The 10,024-nt window shown below is 61.2% G+C and carries 6 protein-coding genes and 1 rRNA gene; 4 read left to right on the forward strand and 3 right to left on the reverse strand.

Features of this window, described 5'->3' with window-relative positions; genetic code table 11:
- Positions 1-107: ribosomal RNA gene (rrf, locus tag ABE456_RS27300) — 5S ribosomal RNA — on the forward strand; the annotation flags it as partial.
- Between the two features lie 129 nt (positions 108-236).
- Here rrf and ABE456_RS27305 read toward each other — a convergent pair.
- Positions 237-926 carry a GntR family transcriptional regulator gene (locus ABE456_RS27305; protein ID WP_346646704.1) on the reverse strand — a complete coding sequence of 230 codons (690 nt, stop codon included), beginning with the start codon at positions 924-926 and terminating at the stop codon, positions 237-239.
- Positions 927-1,130: 204 nt separating this feature from the next.
- Between ABE456_RS27305 and lapG the strand changes: the two genes are divergently transcribed.
- Both lapG and lapD read left to right on the forward strand, forming a co-directional pair.
- Positions 1,131-1,892: a cysteine protease LapG gene (lapG, locus tag ABE456_RS27310; protein WP_346646705.1), complete on the forward strand. Its 762-nt coding sequence runs from the start codon at positions 1,131-1,133 to the stop codon at positions 1,890-1,892.
- 10 nt (positions 1,893-1,902) lie between these two features.
- Positions 1,903-3,849, forward strand: coding sequence for a cyclic di-GMP receptor LapD (lapD, locus tag ABE456_RS27315; RefSeq protein WP_346646706.1), 1,947 nt, complete (start codon positions 1,903-1,905; stop codon positions 3,847-3,849).
- A gap of 147 nt (positions 3,850-3,996) precedes the next feature.
- Here the strand turns inward: lapD and ABE456_RS27320 are convergent, their stop codons facing one another.
- Both ABE456_RS27320 and ABE456_RS27325 read right to left on the reverse strand, forming a co-directional pair.
- A complete protein-coding gene (locus tag ABE456_RS27320; RefSeq protein ID WP_346646707.1) occupies positions 3,997-5,373 on the reverse strand; it encodes an HlyD family type I secretion periplasmic adaptor subunit in 1,377 nt (458 codons plus the stop codon).
- Positions 5,363-7,519: a type I secretion system permease/ATPase gene (locus tag ABE456_RS27325; protein WP_346646708.1), complete on the reverse strand. Its 2,157-nt coding sequence runs from the start codon at positions 7,517-7,519 to the stop codon at positions 5,363-5,365. Before ABE456_RS27325 ends, ABE456_RS27320 begins: the two co-directional genes overlap by 11 nt.
- A gap of 981 nt (positions 7,520-8,500) precedes the next feature.
- Between ABE456_RS27325 and ABE456_RS27330 the strand changes: the two genes are divergently transcribed.
- The coding region (locus ABE456_RS27330; protein ID WP_346646709.1) for a retention module-containing protein at positions 8,501-10,024 on the forward strand (1,524 nt) is incomplete at its 3' end.

Here is a 10,024-nt window from a genome sequence, read left to right on the forward strand (position 1 = left end):
CATAGAGCATTGGAACCACCTGATCCCATCCCGAACTCAGCAGTGAAACGATGCATCGCCGATGGTAGTGTGGGGTTTCCCCATGTGAGAGTAGGTCATCGTCAAGATTCAAACCCAAAGCCCCTGTCTGCGATGCAGACAGGGGCTTTGTCTTTTCCGAGCCATTAATAGTCGTTGATGCTGGCCTAGTCATTTGCAACCTGTCTGGTTGCGTCGCGTATAAAACCAGTAACGGTTTAGCGCCCCAGCTGCGTATCCAGGTACTTGCGGATTACCCGCGCTGCGGTATTCAGGTGCTTTTCCAGCACTGCTACCGCCTCTTCCACCAGCTTGTCGCTGGCGGCGTTCACCAATGCGTTGTGATCGTCCTGGGTGAGCTTGCCCAGGCCCATGGACGAAAGATGGAAGCGCAGGAAGCGTTCTTCCTCGTTCAGTTCGTTCTCGATCAGCCGCAGCAACTTCTTGTTTGGCGCCTTGCTGTACAACGCCATGTGGAACAGGCGGTTCAGGCGGCCGATTTCGGCATGGTGGGTTTCGTTCTCCAGTTGTTGGATGTACCCACGGGCGCTGGCAATGTCGCTGGCATCGAGCAATGGGATGGACTGGCGCAGGGCTTCGGTTTCGAGCAATACGCGCAGGGCATAGGTGTCCACCGCATCCTCGCCGATCAACGGCGCAACCACCGCACCTTTGTGCATCTCCACTTTAAGCAGCGATTGCGCTTCGAGCTGACGCAGGGCTTCGCGCACGGGCATGCGGCTGACGCCGAACAGGGTGGCGAGCTCTTGTTGTCGTACGGCAGTACCAGGGGGCAAGCGGCCATCAAGAATGGCACTGCGCAAGCGTTCTTCGATCACGGCACGGGCCTGGTGCGGCAACAACTGTTCGCTGGCCAGCACATTGCTCAATTTGATTTTCTCGGCCACGCGCAGTCTGCCTCAACGATGACTAAAGTTGGTTCCAATGAAACTAATAACAGCCTTCGGGGTGTCAAACCATAACCTTCGGTTGATCGGGAGCCCCAAAAAGCGCGGCTATGGTGGATGAAGTCGGCTGCCAAAGGAAGCAGCCTATAGAAGGATATAACTATAAAGTGTAGGCCGGCTGACCAGCGGGTGCATGATTGCAGGATGCCATTGTCTTTTGCCTTGGCAAGCCCCACCATCGCTGCTTTCGACTGGTCTGAACAGGGCTTCGCAGTGGCGATATCCTGGCTGCTCAAAACCGTTGTGCGACGTGTCGGCTTTGCCGCGCTGCTGGGCAGTCTGCTGCTGGGCGGCTTGCACGCGGATTGGGACTTTTCCCAGATCAGCCGCAATTCGCAGGCACTGTATGGCCCGCTGGGTACCGGGCAGGGCCGCATCGATGCCTGGCAGAACCTGATGGCCACGCAGAGGCAGGGTAGCGAGCTTGAGCGATTGCAGGTGGTCAACCGCTTCTTCAACCAGCAGCTGCGCTATGTCGAAGACATCGACCTGTGGCATGAGGTCGATTACTGGGCCACGCCGGTTCAGGCACTGATCAAAGGTGCTGGGGACTGTGAGGACTACGCCATCGCCAAGTATTTCAGCCTGCGGCGCATGGGCGTCCCCAGCGAAAAACTGCGCATCACTTACGTCAAGGCGTTGCGGCAGAACCGAGCACACATGGTGCTGACCTATTATTCAAGCCCACAGGCCCAGCCATTGGTGCTCGACAGCCTGATGGATGCCATCAAGCCGGCAAGCCAGCGTACCGACCTGCTGCCGGTATACGCCTTCAATGGCGAGGGGTTGTGGCTGACGGGCGCCGCAGGCAACAAGAAGGTCGGCGATACCAAGCGGCTGTCACGCTGGCAGGACTTGCTGAAAAAAATGCAGGCCGAAGGGTTCCCGGCCGAGCCGGTTTACTGAAGGAGCACAGATGTCACTGTTCAAACAATTGCTGTTGGCCATTTGCCTGTTCCTGGTGGTCGCCTTCAGTGGCAGTTTCATGGTCAGCCTGGAAAGCTCGCGCAGCCAGTATGTCAACCAACTACGCTCTCACGCGCAGGATGCGGCAACCGCGCTGGCGCTGTCGCTAACGCCGAATATCGACGACCCGGCGATGGTCGAGCTGATGGTCAGCTCGATCTTTGACAGTGGCTACTACGCCAGCATCAAGGTCGTCGACCTGGGTTCCAACGCCGTATTGGTGGAGCGCCACGCCGAGCCGGACCCTGGCGGGGTGCCGCGCTGGTTCGTGCGCCTGATCGGCCTGGAGGCCGCTGGCGGCGATGCCATCGTCAGCCGCGGCTGGCAGCAGGCTGCGCGCGTTGAAGTGATCAGCCACCCGATGTTCGCCATTGCCAAGCTCTGGCAGAGCGCCCTGGGCAGCCTGGGCTGGTTGCTGCTGTGTGGGGCGGCCAGTGCCATGCTCGGCGCCTTGCTGTTGCGCCGCCAGTTGCGGCCGCTGGACTACATGGTCGAGCAATCCCACGCCATTGCCCGCCGCGAGTTCCTCAGCCTGCCAGAACTGCCGCGTACACCGGAGTTGCGCCGTGTGGTGCAGGCGATGAACCAGATGGTCGAGAAGCTCAAGGCGCTGTTCACCGAACAGGCCGAACGCAGTGAGCGGCTGCGCGCCGAATCCTATCAGGACAGCCTGACCGGGCTGTCCAATCGCCGTTACTTCGAAATGCAGCTGAACGCCCGGGTGAGCAACCTGGAAGAAGCCCGCGCCGGCTACCTGCTGCTGCTGAGGGTTCAGGGGCTGGCGGGGTTGAACGCCCGCCTTGGCGGCCAGCGTACCGACCAGCTGCTGCAGGCTGTGGGTGAGCAGTTGCGCCGCACTTGTGCCAGCTACCCGGAAACCAACGACTTGATTTCCCGTAGCCGTGGTGGCGAGTTCGCCGTGCTGGCACCGGGCATGGTGCATGAGGAAGCGGTACAGCTCGCCCAGGCCCTGGAGGCGACCCTGCAGAGCCTGCATGAAACCGGCGCCAGTGACATCGACCCGGTGGCCTGCATCGGCCTCGCGCCTTACAGCCCCGGTGATGCGCCCCAAGCGCTGCTAAAGCTCGCTGATGAAGCCCTGGCCCGTGCCGAGAACCAACCGGCGCCGGGCTGGGTGTGCCTTGAACAAGGCGTGGCTGCCGTTGCGGCGGACAGCCAGCATGCCTGGCACGAGCGGCTCGACCAGGCGTTCAAGAACGGCCGTTTCGAGCTGTTCTTCCAGCCTGTGGTGGATTGCGGTACTGAGCAACGGGTACTGCACCACAAGGTGATTTCGCGCTTGCAGGATGGCCAGGGCGAGGCATTGCCGGCGGGCCGCTTCCTGCCGTGGCTGGAGCGCTTCGGCTGGATGCCTCGGTTGGACGTGCTGGTGCTGGAGAAGGTGCTGGCGCACCTGCGTGGGCATGACCAGGTGTTGGCGCTGAACTTGTCCGCCGCCACCTTGGCCGACGCCAAGGCGCTGCAGCGGGTCTTCGAGTTGCTGGGCCAGAACGCGGCCTTGGGCCCGCGTCTGGTGCTTGAGATTGGCGAAGAGCAACTGCCCGAGCAGTCTGCCCTGGAGCACCTGACCCGGCGCCTGCACGGGCTTGGTTTCGGCCTGGCGCTGCAGCGCTTTGGCGGGCGCTTCAGCATGATCGGCAACCTGGCGCATCTGGGCCTGGCGTACCTCAAGATTGACGGCAGCTACATCCGCAACATCGACCATGAGCAGCACAAGCGGCTGTTCATCGAGGCGATCCAGCGTGCGGCACACAGCATTGATTTGCCGCTGATTGCCGAGCGGGTCGAGACTGAAGGGGAGCGGCTGGTGTTGCAGGAGATGGGGGTAGGCGGGATTCAGGGGCAACTGGTCGGCGAACCTGCGCCCTGGCGCTGAGTGCTTGGGCTGGCAGTTCCGGCCCTATCGCCGGCAAGCCAGCTCCCACACCATCCGCATCGTCCTCTAGCCATGTGCAGTCCCTGTGTGAGCGGGCTTGCCGGCGATAGGGCCAGCGGGGCCACATGAAGCATGTGGCCAGAATCATCAACGCTCGCGCAGCGCTTCCGAACGCGCCTTCATGATCGGCTTGAGCAGGTAGCTCATGATGGTTTTCTTGCCAGTCATGATATCCACCGTCGCCACCATACCCGGAATGATCAGCAGTGGCTTCTCGTCAGTGCCCAGGTGACTGCGGTCGGTGCGCAGCTTGATCAGGTAGTACGTGGTCTTCTTGTCTTCATCGGTGATGGTGTCGGCGCCGATCTGCTCCAGCTTGGCCTTGAGCCCACCGTAAATGGTGTAGTCATAGGCGGTGAACTTGACCGTTGCTTCCTGGCCAGGGTGCAGGAAGGCGATGTCCTTGGGCAGGATCTTCGCTTCGATGACCAGTGTGTCGTCCAGTGGCACGATTTCGATGATATCGCTGCCTGGCTGGATTACCCCGCCAATGGTGTTAACCAGCAGCTGCTTGACGATACCGCGTACTGGCGAGGTGACCATGGTGCGGTGCACCCGGTCGTCCAGCGCCTTGCTGGTGGCGGTGGCCTTGTTCAGCTCGGTGCGCGCCTCGTTCAGCTGGGTTAGCGCTTCACTGCGGAACTTGCCACGGGTTTCTTCGATCTTGCTCTGTACCTCGCGCACGGCCGCCTCGGCCCGTGGGATGGCCAATGCGGTGGAATCCAGCTGGCCGCGGTTCTCCACTTCGGCACGGCGCAGGCGCAGTACCTCGACCTGGGAGATTGCACCGGTAGCTACCAGTGGCTCGGACATGTTGATTTCTTTGCGCAACAGTTCCAGGCTATTGGCGTACTGGGAGCGTTTGGAGCTGTATTCGCGCAGCTCCTGCTGGCGCTGTACCAACTGCTGTTGCAAGCCGCCAATCTCGTCCTGCAGCTGCTGGCGCCGGCTCTGGTACAGCGACTCTTCGCTGGCTGCCTGGCTTGGCGCCGCTTTGCGCAGCTCTTCGTCGATCTTCAGCGGGCTGTCCTGGACCTCGGCACTCAGGCGCTCGACCCGCAGGGCCATGGCCAGGCGGTCGGCCTCGGTTTCACCCACGTTGGAGGCGAAGCGGGTTTCATCCAGGCGCAGCAATGGCTGGCCCACTTCTACAATCTCCCCTTCCTTGGCGAAGATCTCGGCGACGATGCCGCCCTCAAGGTTCTGGATCTTCTGCACCTTGGAAGACGGAATGGCCTTGCCTTCGCCCCGCGTGACTTCGTCGATGGGGGCGACGCTGGCCCACACGATCAAGAACACGAAGAACAGGATCACGCCCCAGATAGTCAACCGCACAACCCGCGGCGCGTCTTCGATCAGCGCCTTGTTTACTTCAGGCAGCGGCTGGCCGCCAAGCGAGTCGCTGCCTTTGAAGTAGCGCCGCAGGCCGTCCTTGAATTGCCCAATATCCAGCTTATGCAACACTGATCTGCCCCTTCTTCAGCGCATCCATGACCGCGGCTTTCGGGCCGTCGGCAACAATCTGCCCGCGATCGATCACGATCAGCCGGTCCACCAGCGACAGCAGCGAGGCACGGTGGGTGACGAGCAGCACCGTCTTGCCTTCTACCACCGCTTGCAGGCGCTGCTTGAGGCGCTCTTCGCCGGTGTTGTCCATGGCGCTGGTCGGCTCGTCCAGCAGCAGGATCTGCGGGTTGAGCAGCAACGCACGGCCCAGGGCGACGTTCTGCCGCTGGCCGCCGGACAGGTTCTGCCCCCGTTCACCCACTTGCAGCTCGTAGCCGTCCGGGTGCAGCCGGGCGAACTCGTGCACGCCCGCCAGTTCGGCGGCCTGCAGGATCAGTTCGTCCTCGATGTAGCGGGCGCCGCTGACCAGGTTGTCACGCAAGGTGCCGGCCAGCAGCTGGATGTCCTGCGGGACGTAGCCGATGTTGTGGCGCAGTTCGCTGACGTCGATCTGGCGAATGTCCACGCCATCGACCAGCAGCGAGCCGCCATCGGCTTCGTACAGGCCGACGATGAGCTTGGCCAGCGAACTCTTGCCCGAGCCGCTGCGGCCGATGATGCCGACCTTTTCGCCGGGGCGGATGGTCAGGTTGATATTCTTCAGGGCCAGGTTCTGCTGGTTCGGGTAGGTGAAATCGACCCCGCGGAACTCGACACTGCCCTGCAGCACCTTGCGGCTCAGTGGGCGTTCTTCAAAGTTGCGCTCTTGCGGCAGCTCCATCATGTGGTCGGTGGAGACCATGGTCACCTTGGCCTGCTGGTAGCGGGCAAGCAGGCCGTTGAGCTGGCCCAGCGGGCCGAGGGCACGGCCGCTGAGCATGTAGCAGGCCACCAGGCCGCCCATGCTCAGGTTGCCATCGATGATCAGGTACACGCCGACGCAGATCATCGCCACGCCTGCCAGTTGCTGGATCAGCAGGGTGATGTTCATCGCCAGGCTCGACAGTACCTTTACCCGCAGTTCCAGGCGGCTGAGGGTGCCGAGGGTCTGCTCCCACATGTACTGGCGTTCACTTTCGGCGTTGTTGACCTTCACCGCATCCAGGCCGGCCAGGGTTTCGATCAGGCTGGACTGGCGCTCCGAAGCCAGGGCCATGGTCCGCTCCATGGTCGCCATCAGCGGCCGTTGCAGGGCGTAACCGATGCTCAGGGCCAGCGGGAAGGCAATGATCGGGATCCACACCAGATGCCCGCCAATGATGGCGATGACGATCAGGATCAGGATGGTGAAGGGTAGGTCGATCAGGCTGGTCAGGGTCAGCGAGGCGAGGAAGTCGCGCAGCCCCTGGAACTCGTGAATGTTCTGGGCAAAGCTGCCAACCCGTGCCGGCCGGTACTTCATCGACATGCCGACGATACGTTCGAACAGCGTCGCCGAGATGATCAGGTCGGTCTTTTTCCCGGCCAGGTCCAGGCACAGGCCGCGCAGGCCCTTGAGGATCAGGTCGAAGATGTACGCGCCGGCGATACCTATGGCCAGCACCCATAGCGTCGAGGTGGCCTGGTTGGGCACCACCCGGTCATACACGTTCATCACGAACAGTGGCGCGGCCAGGGCAATCAGGTTGATCACCAGGCTGGCGGCGATGGCATCAATGTACAGCCACTTGCTGCGCAGCAGCGTGTCGCGGAACCACGACTTCGCTCGCGGGATGAGGTTGCCATGGTTGACGTCGAACTTGTGCTGCGGCTGAGCAAAGAACACCCGCCCGCTGTAGTCGCTTTGCAGTGCTTCGCGGCTGACGTGAACTTCGCCGCCGTCGCTCTCGCTGAGCAACAGGCGCGCGGTATCTTCATTCTCCCAGCCCAGCAGGACGGCACTTCGGCCCTCCTTGAGCAGCAGCATGGCTGGCATGGCGATGCTCGGGATCTGCTCCAGCTTGCGCTGCAGCAGCCGCCCCTGCAGGCCGGCCCTGGCTGCGGCGCGGGGCAGCAGTTCGGGGCTCAGGCGCTGGGCGGGTAGCGGCAGGCCGGTGGTCAGCATGACTCGGCTGGCGGGTTTCTGGTGCAGGACACACAGACTCAACAGACTATCCAGCAAGGGATCGTCATGCTGACTGCGTGGATCGTGGCTGAGTTGGACTCGACTGACTTCGGATTCCACGCGGCGCTCTCTTCATCCTTGTGGTGGGTGGGGTGGGTGTGCCGCCGTTCAGGCTTGGTCGGCTCGCCCTGGCTTTCAGTGGTGCTGCCAAGCAGTGATGACGAGGGTTACGGCACCCCGACGCCTGGGCAGTTGGCCAATGGTCGCCTTGAATCGACACGGAGTAAACAATTCTACGGTCTTCTTCTTACCAGACGACGCTGGGCATTGGATGTTTCATTTTTGATCCACTCAGCGTCCAGGCCGAAGCTAATTTGCAGCATAGACTGCCGTACAGCTGGCGACACAGATGCAGTAGGTATGGGCATACAGCATTGTCAGGAAACAGGCGCTGGCTTGTTGACGCCCCTCTGTAACTAATTAGTCAAAATTCATCGATAAGGAGGCAGGTCGTGGCCAAGCCTGGCTCAGCAATCCGTAGCGCTTCCCCGCTTCTCGGGTTTGCAGTATTTGCGTAGTGCTTTGCTATCTCTTTGATCTACAGCAAGTTGCAGGGTGTGGTTACGCACCGCTGAAGGCTGCAGCCGCCATGAGATATCGTACAGGCCCGATTCTGCCTGGTTTTCAGGCCGTCGTCTGCCTGCTTTCAGGCAAGGTTTGTGCTTGTATCCTAGCCACGATCCGGGGGCACGATTGGGACCTGAATATTGACGCCTGATTGTTTGACAGCCCCCGATGAACGGTTGTCTTGCAGCATTAATTGCGTGGCAGAAACATAAAAAACACGCTTTCGATGATGTGCGACATTTGTCCTCAGCAAACGGTTGGCTAAGGTTCAAATATCAATGTGACATTACATTGCCGATTGTTTAGGATGGCTTGTATAAGGTCAATAGTTTGGCAGTTAAGCAATTCCAAATAGTTATAGACGAAATATTGACGTCAAAAAACGTCAAGAGATCATCGACATAGTTCCGCCTGAAGTGGCTTGCAAGTGCCGCTCTGGCAGGGAAGTACCCAAAGGGTCACACGGAGAGTCCAATGAGCAGCGTTGTAGCCATCGTCAAAAGTATTGTCGGCCAGGTTATTGCGGTATCCCCAGAGGGCATCCGGCGTGTACTCATCGAAGGGGACCGCCTTTTGGCTGGTGAGGAAGTGCTCACTGGCCCGGGCGGCGCAGTTACTTTGGAACTTGCCGATGGCCGCCTGCTCGACCTGGGCCGTGACAGCCAGTGGAGCGCCGATGCGCCTGACAGTAGCACCGACCTGAGCCAGGCGACCGCACAGGCCGCGCCGTCGGTGGAAGAGCTGCAGCAGGCGATTGCTGCTGGTGTCGACCCGACTACCGAGTTGGAGGCTACTGCGGCCGGCCCGTCGGCCGCGGGCGGTGGTGGCGCGCTTGGCGGTGGTCACAGCTTTGTGATGCTTGAAGAAACTGCGGGCCGGGTTGACCCGACTGTTGGCTTCCCGACTGACGGGTTGGGCTTTGCTGCCGTGCTGGATAGCGAAGAAGTTGGCTTGCTGGACACCAATGGCAACAACCTGGTGACCACACCGACGACGGATACCAATGCCGCTACCGACCTGATTCTTGGCGCTACCCCTTCCATCAGCGAAGCGGGTGGCGTAATCGTTTATACCGCCACGGTAGGCCAGGCGCCGACCACCAACCTGGTAATTACCCTGTCCAATGGTGCCGTGATTGTCATTCCGGCCGGGCAGACCAGTGGTAGCGTCAACGTCGTGGTCCCGGCGAACGACACTCCGTATATCGACGGTGGCCAGATTTCGGCGACCGTTACAGGTGCCACCGGTGGTGGCGGGTTGACGGTGACCTTGCCGCAAACGCCGGCGGTTACCCAGGTTACCGATACCGTCGACACCACCACCGCGACCCTGACGGCGAGCCCGTCGGTGACCGAAGGTGGCGTGATTACCTACACCGTGACCCTGAGCAACCCGGCTCAGACTCCGGTGACTATCACCCTGTCCAACGGTCAGACCATTACCGTTGAAGCGGGCAAGACCCAGGGCAGCGTTGACTTCCAGACCCCGGCGAACGACGTCTACAACAACGGCTCGACTGTCAGCGTCACCATCGAAGGCGCCACGGGTGGCAACTTCGAACAGCTGACCCCGAGCCCGACTCCGGCTCAGACCACGATCAACGACTCGGCGGACAACACCACCGCGACCCTGACGGCGAGCCCGTCGGTGACCGAAGGTGGCGTGATCACTTACACCGTGACCCTGAGCAACCCGGCCCAGACTCCGGTGACTATCACCCTGTCCAACGGTCAGACCATTACCGTTGAAGCCGGCAAGACCCAGGGCAGTGTCGACTTCCAGACCCCGGCGAATGACGTCTACAACAACGGCTCGACTGTCAGCGTCACCATCGAAGGCGCCACGGGCGGCAACTTCGAACAGCTGACCCCGAGCCCGACTCCGGCTCAGACGACGATCAACGACTCGACCGACAATACCACCGCGACCCTGACTGCTTCGCCAAGCGTCACCGAAGGTGGCGTGATCACTTACACCGTGACCCTGAGCAACCCAGCC

Origin of the sequence: Pseudomonas sp. TWI929, assembly GCF_039673335.1 — a bacterium.
GTDB lineage: Bacteria > Pseudomonadota > Gammaproteobacteria > Pseudomonadales > Pseudomonadaceae > Aquipseudomonas.